We start from the raw sequence: 17,856 nt of genomic DNA, 5'->3' as shown, positions 1-17,856 counted from the left end.
GTCGGGCCCCGCGGCGCGCCCGGTTGTCACACCCCGCAAGTAGGCTGATGCCATGGCCGACCCTTCCAGCTACCGCCCCAGACCGGGACAGATCCCCGACTCCCCGGGGGTCTACAAATTCCGCGACGAGCACCACCGGGTGATCTACGTCGGGAAGGCCAAGAGCCTGCGCCAGCGCCTGGCCAGCTACTTCCAGGACGTGGCGGGCCTGCACCCGCGGACCGCCACCATGGTGACCACGGCCGCCTCCGTCGAGTGGACGGTGGTCTCCACCGAGGTCGAGGCGCTCCAGCTGGAGTACTCCTGGATCAAGGAGTTCGACCCCCGGTTCAACGTCAAGTACCGGGACGACAAGAGCTACCCCTCGCTCGCCGTCACCCTGAACGAGCAGTACCCCCGGGTCCAGGTCATGCGCGGCCCGAAGAAGAAGGGCGTGCGCTACTTCGGTCCGTACGGACACGCCTGGGCCATCCGCGAGACCGTCGACCTGATGCTGCGGGTCTTCCCCGTACGCACCTGCTCCGCCGGGGTGTTCAAGCGCTCCGCCCAGATCGGCCGCCCCTGCCTGCTCGGCTACATCGGCAAGTGCTCCGCGCCCTGCGTCGGCCGGGTCACCCCCGAGGAGCACCGGGAACTGGCCGAGGACTTCTGCGACTTCATGGCCGGGCGCACCGGCACCTACCTCACCCGCCTCGAAGCCGAGATGCACGAGGCCGCCGAGGACATGGAGTACGAGAAGGCCGCCCGGCTCCGCGACGACATCGGGGCGCTGCGCCGCGCCATGGAGAAGAACGCGGTGGTCCTCGCCGACGCCACCGACGCGGACCTGATCGCGGTCGCCGAGGACGAGCTGGAGGCCGCCGTCCAGATCTTCCACGTCCGCGGCGGGCGGGTGCGCGGCCAGCGCGGCTGGATCACCGACAAGGTCGAGGCCGTCGACACGGCCGGCCTGGTCGAGCACGCCCTCCAGCAGCTGTACGGGGAGGAGCGGGGCGAGGCCGTGCCCAAGGAGGTGCTGGTCCCGGCCCTGCCCGAGGACGCGCCCGCCGTGGCCGAGTGGCTCGGCGGCCGCCGCGGGTCCCAGGTCAGCCTGCGCATCCCGCAGCGGGGCGACAAGAAGTCCCTCATGGAGACCGTCCACCGCAACGCCCAGCAGTCCCTGGCCCTGCACAAGACCAAGCGCGCCGGCGACCTGACCACCCGCTCCCGGGCCCTGGAGGAGATCGCCGAGGCGCTGGAGCTGGACACCGCGCCGCTGCGCATCGAGTGCTTCGACATCTCGCACCTCCAGGGCGACGACGTGGTGGCGTCCATGGTGGTCTTCGAGGACGGCCTGCCCCGCAAGAGCGAGTACCGCCGCTTCGAGATCAAGGGCTTCGAGGGGCAGGACGACGTCCGCTCCATGCACGAGGTGGTCTCCCGCCGCTTCCGCCGCTACCTGCGCGAGAAGCTCAGGACGGGGGAGTGGTCACCCACCGACGGTGACGGCGAGGGCGAGGTCCCGGCCGTCGTCGAGGACGACGGCCGCCCCAGGCGTTTCGCCTACCCGCCCCAGCTCGTTGTGGTGGACGGCGGCCAACCGCAGGTCGCCGCCGCCCAGCGGGCCCTGGCCGAGCTGGGCATCGACGACGTGGCCGTGTGCGGACTCGCCAAGCGACTGGAGGAGGTCTGGCTGCCCGGCGAGAGCGACCCGGTGGTGCTGCCCCGCACCAGCGAGGGTCTCTACCTGCTCCAGCGCGTCCGTGACGAAGCCCACCGCTTCGCCATCCAGTACCAGCGCGGCAAGCGGGCCAAGCGGCTGAAATCCGGACCGCTGGACGACGTGCCCGGCCTGGGCGAGAGCCGCAGGCTGGCGCTGATCAAGCACTTCGGTTCGGTGAAAAAGCTGAGACAGGCGACAATCGACCAGATCTGCGAGGTCCCGGGCATAGGCCGCAAGACGGCCGAGACCGTGGCCGTGGCCCTCGCCCAGGCGGCTCCCGCCGCTCCGGCCGTCAACACGGCCACAGGAGAGATCATTGAGGACGAGGCCCCCGCGCCCGCGGGAGCATCGCCCGAACGGGGGAGCGAGCAATGACCGAGCACGAATCAGAGCGCGACCGAGACGGAGCACAGGTGAGTACGGGCACGACAGTGGAGCCCGGAGATACCGCCGAGGCGGCCATCCCCGAGCTGGTGATCATCTCCGGCATGTCCGGAGCCGGCCGCAGTACGGCGGCCAAGTGCCTGGAGGACCTGGGCTGGTTCGTCGTCGACAACCTGCCCCCGGCGCTGATCCCCACCATGGTGGAGCTGGGCGCCCGCTCCCAGGGCAACGTGGCGCGCATCGCCGTCGTCGTCGACGTCCGCGGCCGACAGTTCTTCGACGCGCTGCGCGAATCGCTCTCCGACCTCGAAGCCCGCGGGGTGACCCGGCGCATCGTGTTCCTGGAGTCCTCCGACGACGCGCTGGTGCGCCGCTTCGAGTCGGTCCGCCGCCCGCACCCGCTCCAGGGCGACGGCCGGATCGTCGACGGCATCGCCGCCGAGCGCGACCTGCTGCGCGAGCTGCGCGGTGACGCCGACCTCGTCATCGACACCTCCAGCCTGAACGTGCACGAGCTGCGCGCCAAGATGGACGCCCAGTTCGCGGGCGACGAGGAGCCCGAGCTGCGGGCCACCGTCATGTCCTTCGGCTACAAGTACGGCCTGCCCGTCGACGCCGACCTCGTCGTGGACTGCCGCTTCATCCCGAACCCGCACTGGGTCCCGGAGCTGCGCCCCTTCACCGGGCTCAACGAGGAGGTCTCGGGCTACGTCTTCAGCCAGCCCGGCGCCAAGGAGTTCCTCGACCGCTACACCGAGCTGCTCCAGCTCATCGCCACCGGCTACCGCCGCGAGGGCAAGCGGTACGTGACCATCGCGGTCGGCTGTACGGGCGGCAAGCACCGCAGCGTGGCGATGTCCGAGAAGCTCGCCGCCCGCCTCGCCTCCGAGGGAGTCGAGACCGTCGTCGTACACAGGGACATGGGGCGCGAGTGACCGGACGGAGCCTGCGGCTGCGCCGCCTGCGGCGGCTGACGGCGGGCCGGGGCGCTGACGGCGCCCCGGCCGCCGAGCTGCGTCGCGGCGTCGCGCCCGAGGCGGTGGCGCCCAAGGTCGTCGCCCTCGGCGGCGGCATGGGCCTGTCGGCCTCGCTGGCCGCGCTGCGCCGGATCACCGGCGACCTCACGGCCGTGGTCACCGTCGCCGACGACGGGGGCTCCAGCGGTCGGCTGCGCGAGGAGCTGGGCGTCCTGCCCCCCGGCGACCTGCGCAAGGCGCTGGCCGCGCTGTGCGGTGACGACGACTGGGGCCAGACCTGGGCCCGGGTCATCCAGCACCGCTTCGAGTCCCGGGGCGACCTGCACGGGCACGCCGTCGGCAATCTGCTGATCGTCGCCCTGTGGGAGAAGCTCGGCGACCCGGTGCAGGCCCTGGACCTGGTCGGCAAGCTGCTCGGCGCGCACGGCCGGGTGCTGCCGATGTCCGCGGTGCCGCTGGAGCTGCAGGCGCTGGTGCGCGGCCACGACCCGGCCCGGCCGGAGGACGTGGACACCGTCCGCGGGCAGGCCACGGTGGCGCTGACGCCGGGCGAGGTGCAGTCCGTACAGCTGGTGCCGAACGACCCGCCGGCCGTGCCGGAGGCCGTCGCCGCGGTGCTGGACGCGGACTGGGTGGTGCTCGGTCCGGGCTCCTGGTTCTCCTCGGTGATTCCGCACCTGTTGGTGCCGGAACTGCTCGACGCGCTGGTCGAGACGAAGGCCCGGCGGGTGCTCTCGCTGAACCTCGCGCCGCAACCCGGCGAAACAGAGGGCTTCTCTCCGCAGCGTCATTTGGAGGTTTTGGCCCGACACGCCCCTAAACTCGCCCTGGACGTGGTGCTGGCCGACGAGGCCGCCGTGCCCGACCGCGAGTCCCTCGCCGATGCCGCAAAACGCTTCGGTGCCGCGGTCGAGCTGGCGCCGGTGGCCAGGCCCGACGGGGCTCCGAAGCACGATCCGGAGCTGTTGGCCGCCGCGTACGACCGTATTTTTCGGATGCATGGAAGGATCGGCCCATGGCGATGACGCCCGCGGTGAAGGATGAGATCGCCCGGCTGCCCGTCACCCGAACCTGCTGCCGGAAGGCGGAGGTCTCGGCCATTCTGCGGTTCGCGGGCGGGTTGCACCTGGTGAGCGGCCGCATCGTCATCGAGGCGGAGCTGGACGCGGGGATCGCGGCCCGGCGGCTGCGCAAGGACATCCTGGAGATCTTCGGCCACTCCTCGGACCTGGTGATCATGGCCCCCGGCGGACTGCGCCGCGGCAACCGGTACGTCGTGCGGGTCGTCGCCGGCGGTGACCAGCTCGCGCGCCAGACGGGCCTCGTGGACGGCCGCGGCCGTCCGATCCGGGGTCTGCCGCCGCAGGTGGTCTCCGGGGCGACCTGTGACGCGGAGGCGGCCTGGCGCGGTGCCTTCCTGGCCCACGGCTCGCTCACCGAACCGGGCAGGTCCTCCTCCCTGGAGGTCACCTGCCCCGGTCCGGAGGCCGCCCTGGCCCTGGTGGGCGCCGCCCGCAGACTCTCCATCGCGGCCAAGGCGCGCGAGGTGCGCGGGGTGGACCGGGTCGTGGTCCGCGACGGCGACGCGATCGGCGCCCTGCTGACCCGGCTCGGCGCCCACGATTCGGTGCTGGCCTGGGAGGAGCGCCGGATGCGGCGCGAGGTCCGCGCCACCGCCAACCGGCTCGCCAACTTCGACGACGCCAACCTGCGCCGCTCGGCCCGGGCCGCGGTGGCCGCGGGGGCCCGCGTCCAGCGCGCCCTGGAGATCCTCGCCGACGAGGTGCCCGAGCACCTGGCGGCGGCCGGTCGGCTGCGCATGGAGCACAAGCAGGCCTCCCTGGAGGAGCTGGGCGCGCTCGCCGACCCGCCGCTGACCAAGGACGCGGTCGCGGGCCGGATCCGGCGCCTGCTGGCCATGGCCGACAAGCGGGCCCAGGACCTGGGCATCCCGGGCACGGAGTCGAGCATCACCGAGGCGGAGGAGATGGCGGACAACCTGGTCGGCTGACCGGTCCGTCCGCTCTCGTCCGAAAGGGGCCCGTACACATCGTGTACGGGCCCCTTTCGGCATTTCCCATTGACATGGGCATGGGGGGTCGTGAGCCTGTCGTGCGAACGCTTTCGTGGCAGACGACGCCCAGGGGGGCACATGAGGCACCGCGCGAGATCGATCCTCGCCGCTAGCGCACTCGTCTTCGGTTCACTCGCCGCCTTACCGGTGACCGCACAGGCCCAGAACGGACCGGCCGCGGGACCCGCCGCCGACGAGGTCAGGGTCTACGACGCCGACATCACCAAGGAACAGGTCCCGCTCGTCCTCGCCGCCGGCCAGGACGCCCACGAGCTGACCGAACAGGCGCCGGAGCACGGCACCGCCAAGGTCGAGCTGTTCCTCACCACCGCGCAGGCCAAGAAGCTCGGCACCCAGGGCGTCAAGCTCGCCGAGCGCAAGGTCCCGGCCCAGGCCGCCGCGCGCGCCAAGGCGGCGGGCGACGGGGTCTTCCGCCCCTACAGCGGCAAGGGCGGCCTCCAGGAGGAGATCGTCAAGACCGGCCAGAGCAATCCCGGCCTCGCCAAAGTCGTCTCCATCGGCAAGACCGTCCAGGGCAAGGACATCCTCGCCCTCAAGGTCAGCAAGAACGCCCGGCAGGCCAAGGACGGTTCCAAGCCCTCGGTCCTGTACATGTCCAACCAGCACGCGCGCGAGTGGATCACCCCCGAGATGACCCGGCGGCTGATGCACTACTACCTGGACAACTACGGCAAGGACCAGCGCGTCACACAGCTGGTCGACTCCACCGAGATGTGGTTCGTCCTCTCCGCCAACCCGGACGGCTACGACTACACCCACACCCCCGACGGCGACCGGCTGTGGCGCAAGAACATGCGCGACAACAACGGCGACGGCAAGACCACCGCCCTCGACGGCGTCGACCTCAACCGCAACTTCGCCTACAAGTGGGGCTACGACAACGAGGGTTCCTCGGACGACCCCTCGAACCAGACCTACCGCGGCCCCAAGGCGGCGTCCGAGCCGGAGACCAGGGCCCTGGACTCCTTCGAGAAGCGGCTCGGCTTCAAGTACGCCGTCAACTACCACTCCGCCGCCGAGCTGCTGCTCTACGGCGTGGGCTGGCAGGTCGCCACCCCGACCCCCGACGACGTGGCGTACAAGGCGCTCGCGGGCACCCCGGAGCACTCCGCGATCCCCGGCTACTACCCGCAGGTCTCCTCGGAGCTGTACACGACCAACGGCGAGGCGGACGGCCACGCCGCCAACGTCAACGGCGTCATGATGTTCACGCCGGAGATGACCACCTGCCAGACCGCCTCCGACAGCGACCCGAACGACCAGTGGAAGTCCGAGGACTGCGCCTCCGGATTCAACTTCCCGGACGACGAGAAGCTCATCCAGACGGAGTTCCTGAAGAACGTCCCCTTCGCGCTCTCGGTCGCCCAGTCCGCCGCGCACCCGGACAAGCCGGTCTCCTCGGTGGGCCTGAGCGCCGCCGACTTCACGACCGACCCCTTCACCACCTCCTACGCGGCCCGCGGTGAGGACCAGAAGGTCTCCGTGACGGCCCGCAAGGCGCTGAAGGACAAGGAGCTCAACTACCGGATCAACAGCGGCCGCGTCCACGACGAGGACCTCAAGGCCTGGAAGGGCGGCGAGAGCTACGGCGGCGAAGACAACAACTGGTTCGACGAGTACCGGGCCTCCGTGGAGGGCGCCAAGCCCGGTGACAAGGTCGAGGTCTGGTTCACCGGCCGCGACGGCGCCAAGCAGGTCTCCAGCGAGCACTTCAGCTACGCCGTGGCCGATCGGCCGCGCGCGGACGTCCTGGTGATCGCGGAGGAGGGGGCCAAGGCCCAGCAGGCACAGAAGTACGTCGACGCGCTGCGCGCCAACGGGCGCTCGGCGGCCGTCTGGGACGTCGCCACCCAGGGCGCCCCGCACCACCTCGGGGTGCTCTCGCACTTCGGCACGGCCGTTCACTACACGGGCGCCCAGGCCCCCGGCGGGCCGACGCAGCTGGCGGTCCGCGACTTCCTCAACGAGGGCGGCAAGCTGATCGAGGCCGGCGAGCTGGCGGGCGGCAACGCCAAGGTCGGCCGCGCCGTCACCGACGACTTCAGCCAGTACTACCTCGGCGCCTACGACCGCAGCAGCGGCAGCGGCGCCACCGGCTTCGCCGGCGCGGGCGCGCTCGGCGGGGTCAAGGGAGCGCTCGGCGACGCGCCGGGCACCCCCGGCAACCCGCTCGACAAGCCCGGCGCCTACAGCGTCACCTCCGACGCGCTGCCCGCCGCGAAGTACCCGCAGTTCAAGAGCGCCCAGGCGGGCCAGTACGACGGCATCGTCAACCCGTACGCCCCGTACGCCGGGTCCTGGATGGCCTCGGCGATCCACAACGACAACGACTGGAAGCGACTGGTCCGCACGATCGACCTGACCGGGGTCACCGCGGCGGACAAGCCCCAGCTCAAGATGGCCCTGAACTGGGACACCGAGCCGGGCTACGACCACGCCGCCCTGGAGGCCCACACCACGGGCGCCGAGGACTGGACCACCCTGCCCGAGGCGAACGGCCAGACCAGCGCCACGGTCCCGGCGGAGTGCGGGGGCGGCTTCTTCATCAACGAGCACCCCTTCCTGCGCCGCTACCTCACCCTCGGTGCGGGCGGCTGCACCGCGCAGGGCAGCAGCGGCGCCTGGAACAGCTTCACCGGGTCCTCCGGCGGCTGGAAGCAGGTCTCCTTCGACCTGAGCGCCTACGCGGGCAGGACCGTCGAGGTCTCGCTCTCCTCCATCACCGACCCGGGCTCCGGCGGCCGCGGGGTCTTCGCGGACGAGGCGCGCCTGTCGGTGGGCGGCGCCGACCAGGCGGCCGAGGGCTTCGAGACCTCCCTCGGGGTCTGGACCGCCCAGGGCGCACCTGCCGGAAGTCCCGAAGTTCCGGGAGATTGGTCCCGCTCGGGCGAGCTGTTCAAGTCCTACGCCGCGGTCACTACGCGTGACACCGTGCTCCTCGGCTTCGGCCTGGAGCACCTGCCGGCCGCGAAGGACCGAGCGGTACTCGTCGGTAAGGCCCTCCGCTCGCTGAACCACTGACCTGCGACCCCTCCCGCGCTCACGCAGCGTGAGGGGGGCGAAAGTCCCCGTCGACCCGTACCGGAGCGCGTGGTACGGGTCGCCGGGGCGTGTCAGGCCCCTGTCGATGTCACCCCGAAGCTCACGGAGAGGTAGGGTCATAAGCGGTCGGGGACATCCCATACAGCTCGCCGGCGGACAGGCCGGCGCACCAACGAGGAGATCGGTTCGTGACGATCCGCGTAGGCATCAATGGTTTTGGCCGAATTGGCCGTAACTACTTCCGGGCGCTCCTGGAGCAGGGAGCGGACATCGAGATCGTCGGTGTCAACGACCTGACTGACAACGCGACCCTGGTGCACCTGCTCAAGTACGACACCATCCTGGGCCGCCTCAAGCACGAGGTCTCCCACACGGCCGACACCATCACGGTCGGCGGCAACACCTTCAAGACCTTCGCCGAGCGCGACCCCGCGAACCTCCCCTGGGGCGAGCTGGGCGCCGACATCGTCATCGAGTCGACCGGCATCTTCACGAAGAAGGCCGACGCCGCCAAGCACATCGCGGCCGGCGCGAAGAAGGTCCTCATCTCGGCTCCGGCCAAGGACGAGGACATCACGATCGTGATGGGCGTCAACCAGGAGAAGTACGACGCGGCCAACCACCACGTCATCTCCAACGCCTCCTGCACCACCAACTGCGTGGCGCCGATGGCCAAGGTCCTCCTGGAGAACTTCGGCATCGTCAAGGGCATGATGACGACGGTCCACGCGTACACGAACGACCAGCGCATCCTGGACTTCCCGCACTCGGACCTGCGCCGCGCCCGCGCCGCCGCCGAGAACATCATCCCGACCACCACCGGTGCCGCCAAGGCCACCGCGCTGGTGATCCCGGAGCTGGCGGGCAAGCTCGACGGCATCGCGATGCGCGTCCCGGTTCCCACCGGTTCCGTGACCGACCTCGTCATCGAGCTGGAGCGCGAGACCACGAAGGAAGAGGTCAACGCCGCCTTCCTGAAGGCCTCCCAGGGCCAGCTGAAGGGCATCCTCGACTACACCGAGGACGCGATCGTCTCCTCCGACATCGTGAACTGGCCGTTCTCCTGCACCTTCGACTCTTCCCTGACCATGGTCCAGGGCAAGAGCGTCAAGGTCATCGGCTGGTACGACAACGAGTGGGGTTACTCCAACCGTCTCGTCGACCTCACCGTCTTCGTCGGCGGCCAGCTCTAATCTTCAGGGCAGGCACCGCGATGTGAAGCATCAGGGCTCGGGCAGCGCGATGAAGCGCTGTGCGGGCCCTGTTGTTTGCCTCGTACCTCTCGCTCCGCACAGGCGAATGCCATGTATGGGGATAAGGAGTAGAAATACACATGAAGACGATCGACGAACTTCTCGCCGAGGGCGTCTCCGGCAAGCGGGTCTTCGTCCGCGCCGACCTGAACGTGCCGCTCGCCGGCACGACCATCACGGACGACGGCCGCATCCGCGCCGTCCAGCCGACGATCGCGAAGCTCGCCGCCGCCGGTGCCCGCGTCATCGTCGCGTCCCACCTGGGCCGCCCCAAGGGCGCCCCGGACCCCGCCTTCTCGCTGGCTCCCGCCGCCGCCCGGCTCGGTGAGCTGCTCGGCCAGGACGTCGCCTTCGCCACCGACACCGTCGGTGCCTCCGCCAAGGAGACGGTCGCCGCCCTCACCGACGGCCAGGTCGCCGTCATCGAGAACCTGCGCTTCAACGCCGGTGAGACCGCCAAGGACGACGCCGAGCGCGGCGCCTTCGCGGACCAGCTCGCCGAGCTCGCCGACGTCTACGTCGGCGACGGCTTCGGCGCCGTCCACCGCAAGCACGCCTCGGTCTTCGACCTGCCCGCGCGCCTCCCGCACGCGGCCGGTTACCTGATCGCCACCGAGGTCGGCGTCCTGAAGAAGCTGACCTCGGACGTCAAGCGTCCGTACACGGTCATCCTCGGCGGCGCCAAGGTCTCCGACAAGCTCGCCGTCATCGACGAGCTGCTCGGCAAGGCCGACCGCCTGCTGATCGGCGGCGGCATGGCCTACACCTTCCTCAAGGCGCAGGGCCACGAGGTCGGCATCTCCCTCCTCCAGGAGGACCAGGTCCCGGTCGTGCTCGAATACATGGAGCGCGCGAAGAAGAACGGCGTCGAGCTGGTCCTGCCCGTGGACGTGCTCGTCTCCAAGGACTTCCCCGACCTCAAGACCAAGGCCCCGGCCGACTTCGAGGTCGTCGACGCGGACAAGATCCCCGCGGACAAGGAGGGCCTGGACATCGGCCCCAGGAGCCGCGAGCTGTTCGCCTCGAAGATCGTCGATGCCGAGACCGTCTTCTGGAACGGTCCGGTCGGCGTCGCCGAGCACCCCGACTACGCGGGCGGCACCACCGCCGTCGCGCAGGCGCTGCTCGACAGCAAGGGCTTCACCGTGGTCGGCGGTGGCGACTCCGCCGCCGCCGTCCGCAACCTGGGCTTCGACGAGACGAAGTTCGGCCACATCTCGACCGGTGGCGGCGCGTCCCTCGAATACCTCGAGGGCAAGACGCTCCCCGGCATCGCCGCTCTGGAGGTCTGACCCCGCATGACCACGCGCACCCCTCTCATGGCCGGCAACTGGAAGATGAACCTCAACCACCTTGAGGCCATCGCGCACACCCAGAAGCTCGCCTTCGCGCTCGCCGACAAGGACTACGACGCGGTCGAGGTGGCGGTCCTGCCGCCCTTCGTCGACCTGCGTTCGGTCCAGACCCTGGTCGACGGCGACAAGCTGAAGATCAAGTACGGCGCCCAGGACATCTCGGCGCACGAGTCCGGCGCGTACACCGGTGAGATCTCCGGCGCGATGCTGTCGAAGCTGAAGTGCACCTTCGTGGCCGTCGGCCACAGCGAGCGCCGCCAGTACCACGGCGAGAGCGACGAGCTCTGCAACGCCAAGGTCAAGGCCGCCTACGCGAACGGGATCACCCCGATCCTGTGCGTCGGCGAGGGCCTGGACGTCCGCAAGGCCGGCGACCAGGTCGCCCACACGCTGGCGCAGCTCGACGGCGGCCTCAAGGACCTGCCGGCCGAGCAGGCCGAGTCCATCGTGATCGCCTACGAGCCGGTCTGGGCCATCGGCACCGGCGAGGTCGCCACCCCGGACGACGCGCAGGAGGTCTGCGGGGCGATCCGCACCCGCCTCGCGGAGCTGTACTCGCAGGAGCTGGCCGACAAGGTCCGCATCCAGTACGGCGGCTCGGTCAAGTCCGGCAACATCGCCGCGATCATGGCGCAGCCCGACGTCGACGGCGCCCTGATCGGCGGCGCCGCGCTGGACGCCGACGAGTTCGTCAAGATCGTCCGCTTCCGCGACCAGTGAGTATGCGGTAGGACGGATCCGTCGTACCCTTGCGGGGGCCAGCAGGCTGCATCGACAGCCGCTGGCCCCCGTCGGGGTTCCACCGCACGCCAGGGAAAGCCAGAAAGTAGGAATCAGCCGTGATTATGGGGTTCTCGATCGCCCTGGTCGTCTTCAGCCTGATGCTGATGATGCTGGTGCTGATGCACAAGGGTAAGGGCGGCGGCCTCTCCGACATGTTCGGAGGCGGTATGCAGTCGTCCGTCGGCGGTTCCTCGGTCGCCGAGCGCAACCTCGACCGCATCACCATGGTGATCGGCCTGCTCTGGTTCGCGAGCATCATCGCGCTCGGCCTGTTGATGAAGTCGAGCGGTAACTGAGCGATCCGGCCATTTCGGCGGTCCGGCAGGCCCCGCCCGATCTATCATGAGGTCCGCGTCAGTGGTCCGGAAGTAGTAACTCCGGTCACTGGACGCGCGTTGGGCCTTACGTAGACTGGGGCGCCCGCAGCGGAATTCCATTTCACGCTTCGCGGCACCATCACGCAGGGAGTTACGACCGTGGCAAGTGGCAACGCGATCCGTGGAAGTCGGGTCGGAGCGGGGCCGATGGGCGAGGCCGAGCGCGGCGAGTCCGCGCCCCGCCTGCGCATCTCCTTCTGGTGCTCGAACGGGCACGAGACACAGCCCAGCTTCGCCAGCGACGCACAGGTGCCGGACACCTGGGACTGCCCGCGCTGCGGGTTCCCGGCGGGCCAGGACCGGGACAGCCCTCCGGCGCCCCCGCGCACCGAGCCGTACAAGACGCACCTGGCGTACGTACGGGAGCGGCGCACGGACGCGGACGGCGAGGCGATCCTCGCCGAAGCCCTCGCCAAGCTCCGCGGCGAGATCTGAGCGGCACGACCCACGACGGTGACGCGCGACCGGTGACACGCAACCCGTGACACGCAACCCGTGACACCTGACCGGTCACACATGACTTCGGGCCCGGCCCGCGGAAGAGCTTCTTCCGCGGGCCGGGTCTCTTTGTGTGCGTTGTCCGGCTTCTGATCCCTTAGGTTGGAGTACGGCGGGGCACAACAGGACGGAAGAAGTGGGTTGATGTCCGAGATGAACGCAGACGGACGTACGAGGCTCAACCGGACGCCGGAGTGGCTCGCACTCGGCAAGCACCGGGAAGAGCTGGGGCAGACGCATCTGCGGGAGCTGTTCGAAGCCGACCCGGGCCGGGGCACCGGGTACACCTTGCGGGCCGGCGACCTGCACATCGACTACTCGAAGCACCTCGTCACCGACGAGACCCTCGGGCTGCTGCGCGAGCTGGCGGCCGCGACCGGCGTCGAGGAGCTGCGCGAGCGGATGTTCCGCGGCGAGAAGATCAACACGACCGAGGACCGCGCGGTCCTGCACACCGCGCTGCGCGCCGCGCCGGACGACGTCGTCGAGGTCGACGGGGAGAACGTCGTGCCCGCCGTCCACGCCGTGCTGGCGAAGATGGGCGGCTTCGCCGACCGGGTCCGGTCGGGGGAGTGGCGCGGCTTCACCGGCGAGCGGATCAAGAACGTCGTCAACATCGGCATCGGCGGCTCGGACCTCGGACCGGCGATGGCCTACGAGGCGCTGCGCGCCTTCACCGACCGCCGGCTGAACCTGCGCTTCGTCTCCAACGTGGACGGCGCCGACCTGCACGAGGCGGTCCTGGGCCTGGACCCGGCCGAGACCCTCTTCATCATCGCTTCGAAGACCTTCACCACCATCGAGACGATCACGAACGCCACGTCGGCGCGGGAATGGCTGCTCGCGGGCCTCGGTGGCGACAGGGCGGCCGTGGCACGGCACTTCGTCGCCCTGTCGACCAACGCCGAGAAGGTCACCGACTTCGGCATCGACCCGGACAACATGTTCGAGTTCTGGGACTGGGTCGGCGGCCGCTACTCCTTCGACTCGGCCATCGGGCTCTCCCTGATGATCGCGATCGGCCCCGGCGCCTTCGGTGAGATGCTCGAAGGCTTCCGCACCATGGACCGGCACTTCCGCACCGCCCCGCCGGAGCGGAACGCCCCCTTCCTGATGGGCCTCTTGGGGATCTGGTACGGCGGCTTCCATGACGCGCAGGCGCACGCGGTGCTGCCCTACAGCCACTACCTGTCCCGGTTCACGGCCTACTTGCAGCAGCTGGACATGGAGTCCAACGGCAAGTCCGTGGACCGCGCGGGCGATCCGGTGGACTGGCAGACCGGCCCCGTCGTGTGGGGCACGCCCGGCACCAACGGGCAGCACGCCTACTACCAGTTGCTCCACCAGGGCACGAAGGTGATCCCGGCGGACTTCATCGGCTTCGCCCGCCCGGTCGCCGAGCTCTCCCCGGCCCTCGCGGCCCAGCACGACCTGCTGATGGCGAACTTCTTCGCGCAGACGCAGGCGCTGGCCTTCGGCAAGACCCCGGACGAGGTCCGCGCGGAGGGCGTCGCCGAGGAACTGGTCCCGCACAAGACCTTCCTGGGCAACCACCCGACGACCACCATCCTGGCGCGGGACCTGACCCCGTCGGTGCTCGGCCAGCTGATCGCGCTCTACGAGCACAAGGTCTTCGTCCAGGGCGCCGTGTGGAACATCGACTCCTTCGACCAGTGGGGCGTGGAGCTGGGCAAGGTCCTGGCCAGGCGGATCGAGCCCGCGCTCACCGAGGGCACCGAGGTGCCCGGCCTGGACGCCTCCACCCGGGCCCTGGTGGCCACGTACCGCGAGCTGCGCGGCCGCTGAGCCGACCCCAGGTTCGAGAGGGGCCCGCACGGGCCGTACGGACGCGGGAGCGCCCCGCACCTTCGAAGGTGCGGGGCGCTCCTGTGCGTGCGGTGCGGCTCAGGCGGAGGCCGGGGGGTAGAGCGCCGGCGGCAGCTTCGCGGCGGCCGCGCGGTCCAGCAGCCACAGGGTGCGCGAGCGACCGTAGGCGGCGGCGGCCGGGGCCTGGACCTCGCCCGCCCCGCCGAGCGCCACGGCCACCGCGCCGGCCTTGTCCTCGCCGGCGGCGAGCAGCCACACCTCGCGGGCGGCCCGGATGGCCGGGAGGGTCAGGGAGATCCGGGTGGGCGGCGGCTTGGGCGCGCCGTGCACGCCGACCACCGTGCGCTCGGTCTCCCGGGCGGCGGGGTGCTCGGGGAACAGGGACGCCACGTGGGTGTCCGGGCCCACGCCCAGCATCAGCACGTCGAACCGGGGCACGGGGCCGTGGTCCTCCGGCGCGGAGGCCTTGCGCAGCTCCTCGGCGTAGGCCGCGGCGGCCGCGTCCACGTCCGAGCCGTACGGACCGTCGGAGGCGGGCATGACGTGCACGCGCGCCGGGTCGACGGGGACGGCGTCCAGCAGGGCCGCGCGGGCCTGGGTGTGGTTGCGCTCGGGGTCGTCGCCGGGGATGTAGCGCTCGTCGCCCCACCACAGGTCGAGGCGGGCCCAGTCGATCGCGTCCCGGGCGGGGGCGGCGGCGAGGGCGGCCAGCAGGCCGTTGCCGTTGCGGCCGCCGGTGAGGACGATCGAGGCGCTGCCGCGGGCGGCCTGGGCGTCGACGACCTTCGTGATCAGCCGGGCCGCGGCGGCCTGCGCCATCAGTTCCTTGTCCCGGTGGACGACGACCTGAGGAGTCGTCATGCCCATGATGGTGCCGCCTTCTTGGTCGGTGTCGGGGTGCGTTCGGGGTGCGGGAGAACGGGCGCGGCGCCGTACGCGCCCCCTCGACGGGGGTGCGTACGGCGCCGCGCCGTGCTCACTTGGCTGTGGCCTTCTTCGCCGCAGCCGTCTTGGCCGGCTTGGCCGCGGCGGGCTTCGCCGCCGGGGCCTTCGCCGGGGCTTCGGCCGCGGGCGCGGCGGGCGCTGCCGGAGCGTCCACCGTCCCGGAGGCCAGCCCGGCCACGCCGAACTTCAGCGAGGCCTCGTAGGTGTTGTCCGGGTCCAGCCGGCGGAGCTCCTCCGCCAGCAGCTCGGCCGTGTCGCGGCGCTTGAGCGCCACCGCGCGGTCGGGCTGCCCCGGCATGCACAGGGTGGCCAGCGCCCCGTCCGCCCGGTCCAGGACGATCGCGCCGTCCTTGGTCTCCAGCCGAACGGCCGTCAGCCCGGGACCGTCGGAGAGGGTGCGGGTGACGGGGACCCCCAGGCGGTCCGCCAGCCACATGGCCAGCAGCTCGCAGCTCGGGTTCTCGTCCTCGCCCTCGACCGTGGCCGACACGATCCGCAGCGTCTGCTGCTGATCGAGCGCGGCCGCGAGCATCGAGCGCCACGGGGTGATCCGGGTCCAGGACAGGTCCGTGTCGCCGGGCGCGTAGGCGGCCGCCCGGGTGGCGAGGGCCCCGATGGGCTCCTCGGACGCGAAGGTGTCCGTGATCCGGCGCTGGCCCAGGGCTCCCAGCGGGTCGCCCGCCAGGTCGGACGGCGCGCCCTGCGGCCACCACACGACCACCGGGGCGTCCGGCAGCAGCAGCGGGAGGACCACCGACTGCGCGTGGTCCACCAGTTCGCCGTGCAGCCGCAGCACAACCGTTTCGCCCGTGCCGGAGTCCGCCCCGACGCGGACTTCCGCGTCGAGCCGGGCGTCGCGGCGGCTACGGGCCGATCGGCTGACGCGCTTGATCACGACGACGATCCGCGAGGGGTGCTCGTGGGCCGCGTCGGTGGCCGACTTGAGCGCGTCGTACGCGTTCTCTTCGTCGGTCACGATCACCAGCGTCAACACCATGCCGATGGCCGGCGTGCCGATGTCCCGGCGCGCCTGCACCAACGCGGAGTTGATCTTGCTGGAGGTGGTCTCCGTGAGGTCGATCTTCATGGCCGGCGCCAGCTCCGTCCGTCTCGTGCGAGCATCTCGTCCGCTTCGACCGGTCCCCAGGTGCCCGCGGGGTACTGGGCGGGCTTGCCGTGCTTGTCCCAGTACTCCTCGATCGGGTCGAGGATGTTCCAGGACAGCTCGACCTCCTGGTGGCGCGGGAAGAGGTTCGCGTCGCCGAGGAGGACGTCCAGGATCAGTCGCTCGTACGCCTCCGGGCTCGACTCCGTGAAGGACTCGCCGTAGGCGAAGTCCATCGTGACGTCCCGGACCTCCATGGAGGTGCCCGGAACCTTGGAGCCGAAGCGGACGGTGACGCCCTCGTCCGGCTGGACCCGGATGACCAGGGCGTTCTGCCCCAGCTCCTCGGTCGCGCCCGACTCGAAGGGCAGGTACGGGGCCCGCTTGAAGACCACCGCGATCTCCGTCACCCGGCGGCCCAGGCGCTTGCCCGTCCGCAGGTAGAAGGGCACGCCCGCCCAGCGGCGGTTGTTGATCTCCAGGCGGATCGCGGCGTAGGTGTCGGTCTTCGACTTGGGGTCGATGCCGTCCTCTTCGAGGTACCCGACGACCTTCTCGCCACCCTGCCACGCGGCCGAGTACTGCCCGCGCACGGTGTGCTTGCCCAGGTCCTCGGGCAGCTCGACGGCGGTCAGCACCTTGAGCTTCTCCGCCACCAGCGCCTTGGGGTGGAAGGAGCCGGGCTCCTCCATCGCGGTGAGCGCGAGCAGCTGGAGCAGGTGGTTCTGGATGACGTCACGGGCCGCGCCGATGCCGTCGTAGTACCCGGCCCGGCCGCCGATCCCGATGTCCTCGGCCATGGTGATCTGCACGTGGTCGACGTACGACCGGTTCCAGATCGGCTCGAACATCGTGTTCGCGAAGCGGAGCGCCAGGATGTTCTGGACGGTCTCCTTGCCGAGGTAGTGGTCGATCCGGAAGACCTCGTTGGGCGGGAAGACGTCGTGCACCAGCTGGTTGAGCTCCTGGGCACTGGTCAGGTCGTGGCCGAACGGCTTCTCGATGACCGCGCGCCGCCAGGAGCCCTCCTTCTGGTCCGCCAGCCCGTGCTTCTTGAGCTGGGCGACGACCTTGGGGAAGAACTTCGGCGGGACGGACAGGTAGAAGGCGAAGTTGCCGCCCGTGCCCTGCGCCTTGTCCAGCTCCTCGATCGTCGACTTCAGCGTCTCGAACGCCTCGTCGTCGTCGAAGTCGCCCTGGACGAACCGGCAGCCCTGAACCAGCTGCTGCCAGACCTCCTCGCGGAAGGGCGTGCGGGCGTGCTCCTTGACCGCGTCGTGCACCTCCTGGGCGAAATCCTCGTCCTGCCATTCCCGCCGGGCGAAACCGATCAGCGAGAAGCCCGGGGGCAGCAGGCCGCGGTTCGCCAGGTCGTAGACGGCGGGCATCAGCTTCTTGCGCGACAGGTCACCCGTAACGCCGAAAATGACCAGGCCGGACGGCCCCGCGATGCGCGGGAGCCGCCGGTCCTGTGCGTCACGAAGCGGGTTCGCTCCGTTCACAGACAAAATTC

14 protein-coding genes are annotated in these 17,856 nt (G+C 70.6%); 11 read left to right on the top strand and 3 right to left on the bottom strand.

Going from position 1 to position 17,856, the window contains the following annotated elements; translation table 11 throughout:
* Positions 1-52 precede the first annotated feature (52 nt).
* From uvrC to pgi, 11 genes are all read left to right on the top strand, one after another.
* Complete coding sequence (gene uvrC / locus ACIQWR_RS27695; RefSeq protein WP_404014789.1) at positions 53-2,077, top strand: excinuclease ABC subunit UvrC; 2,025 nt, start codon at positions 53-55, stop codon at positions 2,075-2,077.
* Positions 2,074-3,021 carry an RNase adapter RapZ gene (rapZ, locus tag ACIQWR_RS27690; protein WP_330329809.1) on the top strand — a complete coding sequence of 316 codons (948 nt, stop codon included), beginning with the start codon at positions 2,074-2,076 and terminating at the stop codon, positions 3,019-3,021. Before uvrC ends, rapZ begins: the two co-directional genes overlap by 4 nt.
* Positions 3,018-4,088 (top strand): uridine diphosphate-N-acetylglucosamine-binding protein YvcK, encoded by a 1,071-nt coding sequence (gene yvcK, locus ACIQWR_RS27685; protein WP_404014787.1) that lies wholly within the window; start codon positions 3,018-3,020, stop codon positions 4,086-4,088. The genes rapZ and yvcK overlap by 4 nt, the downstream gene beginning before the upstream one ends.
* Complete coding sequence (whiA, locus tag ACIQWR_RS27680) at positions 4,079-5,074, top strand: DNA-binding protein WhiA (protein ID WP_399259185.1); 996 nt, start codon at positions 4,079-4,081, stop codon at positions 5,072-5,074. The genes yvcK and whiA overlap by 10 nt, the downstream gene beginning before the upstream one ends.
* Before the next feature lie 141 nt (positions 5,075-5,215).
* Entirely contained in the window at positions 5,216-8,179 is a 2,964-nt protein-coding gene (locus ACIQWR_RS27675) for a M14 family zinc carboxypeptidase (protein WP_404014786.1), read from the top strand.
* A gap of 209 nt (positions 8,180-8,388) precedes the next feature.
* Positions 8,389-9,393 (top strand): type I glyceraldehyde-3-phosphate dehydrogenase, encoded by a 1,005-nt coding sequence (gap, locus tag ACIQWR_RS27670; RefSeq protein WP_385776675.1) that lies wholly within the window; start codon positions 8,389-8,391, stop codon positions 9,391-9,393.
* 140 nt (positions 9,394-9,533) lie between these two features.
* Complete coding sequence (locus tag ACIQWR_RS27665) at positions 9,534-10,745, top strand: phosphoglycerate kinase (protein ID WP_404014784.1); 1,212 nt, start codon at positions 9,534-9,536, stop codon at positions 10,743-10,745.
* Between the two features lie 6 nt (positions 10,746-10,751).
* Complete coding sequence (gene tpiA, locus ACIQWR_RS27660) at positions 10,752-11,528, top strand: triose-phosphate isomerase (RefSeq protein ID WP_404014782.1); 777 nt, start codon at positions 10,752-10,754, stop codon at positions 11,526-11,528.
* A gap of 119 nt (positions 11,529-11,647) precedes the next feature.
* Positions 11,648-11,887 (top strand): preprotein translocase subunit SecG, encoded by a 240-nt coding sequence (secG, locus tag ACIQWR_RS27655; RefSeq protein ID WP_399259181.1) that lies wholly within the window; start codon positions 11,648-11,650, stop codon positions 11,885-11,887.
* 180 nt (positions 11,888-12,067) lie between these two features.
* Positions 12,068-12,403: an RNA polymerase-binding protein RbpA gene (locus tag ACIQWR_RS27650; RefSeq protein ID WP_008741068.1), complete on the top strand. Its 336-nt coding sequence runs from the start codon at positions 12,068-12,070 to the stop codon at positions 12,401-12,403.
* Between the two features lie 216 nt (positions 12,404-12,619).
* Positions 12,620-14,272, top strand: coding sequence for a glucose-6-phosphate isomerase (gene pgi / locus ACIQWR_RS27645; RefSeq protein ID WP_404015053.1), 1,653 nt, complete (start codon positions 12,620-12,622; stop codon positions 14,270-14,272).
* Positions 14,273-14,371: 99 nt separating this feature from the next.
* On the opposite strand, the gene pgl is transcribed toward pgi, so the two are convergent.
* The 3 genes from pgl to zwf form a co-directional block, all read right to left on the bottom strand.
* Positions 14,372-15,154 carry a 6-phosphogluconolactonase gene (gene pgl / locus ACIQWR_RS27640; protein WP_404014779.1) on the bottom strand — a complete coding sequence of 261 codons (783 nt, stop codon included), beginning with the start codon at positions 15,152-15,154 and terminating at the stop codon, positions 14,372-14,374.
* Positions 15,155-15,269: 115 nt separating this feature from the next.
* Positions 15,270-16,325 carry a glucose-6-phosphate dehydrogenase assembly protein OpcA gene (gene opcA, locus ACIQWR_RS27635; protein WP_404014778.1) on the bottom strand — a complete coding sequence of 352 codons (1,056 nt, stop codon included), beginning with the start codon at positions 16,323-16,325 and terminating at the stop codon, positions 15,270-15,272.
* Complete coding sequence (zwf, locus tag ACIQWR_RS27630) at positions 16,322-17,854, bottom strand: glucose-6-phosphate dehydrogenase (RefSeq protein WP_354382306.1); 1,533 nt, start codon at positions 17,852-17,854, stop codon at positions 16,322-16,324. Before zwf ends, opcA begins: the two co-directional genes overlap by 4 nt.
* Between the last annotated feature and the right edge of the window lie 2 nt (positions 17,855-17,856).

Origin of the sequence: Streptomyces sp. NPDC098789 (assembly GCF_044759975.1) — a bacterium.
GTDB lineage: Bacteria > Actinomycetota > Actinomycetes > Streptomycetales > Streptomycetaceae > Streptomyces.
The sequence above is the reverse complement of the archived record's forward strand: the minus strand, read 5'-3'. Positions and strand labels throughout refer to the sequence as shown.

Bases quoted from the DNA above. Each gene is read 5' to 3' on its own strand.
- whiA (WP_399259185.1), top strand. From the start codon at position 4,079: ATGGCGATGACGCCCGCGGTGAAGGATGAGATCGCCCGGCTGCCCGTC.
- tpiA (WP_404014782.1), top strand. From the start codon at position 10,752: ATGACCACGCGCACCCCTCTCATGGCCGGCAACTGGAAGATGAACCTC.
- ACIQWR_RS27675 (WP_404014786.1), top strand. From the start codon at position 5,216: ATGAGGCACCGCGCGAGATCGATCCTCGCCGCTAGCGCACTCGTCTTC.
- pgl (WP_404014779.1), bottom strand. From the start codon at position 15,154: ATGACGACTCCTCAGGTCGTCGTCCACCGGGACAAGGAACTGATGGCG.
- pgi (WP_404015053.1), top strand. From the start codon at position 12,620: ATGAACGCAGACGGACGTACGAGGCTCAACCGGACGCCGGAGTGGCTC.
- rapZ (WP_330329809.1), top strand. From the start codon at position 2,074: ATGACCGAGCACGAATCAGAGCGCGACCGAGACGGAGCACAGGTGAGT.
- uvrC (WP_404014789.1), top strand. From the start codon at position 53: ATGGCCGACCCTTCCAGCTACCGCCCCAGACCGGGACAGATCCCCGAC.
- opcA (WP_404014778.1), bottom strand. From the start codon at position 16,325: ATGAAGATCGACCTCACGGAGACCACCTCCAGCAAGATCAACTCCGCG.
- ACIQWR_RS27665 (WP_404014784.1), top strand. From the start codon at position 9,534: ATGAAGACGATCGACGAACTTCTCGCCGAGGGCGTCTCCGGCAAGCGG.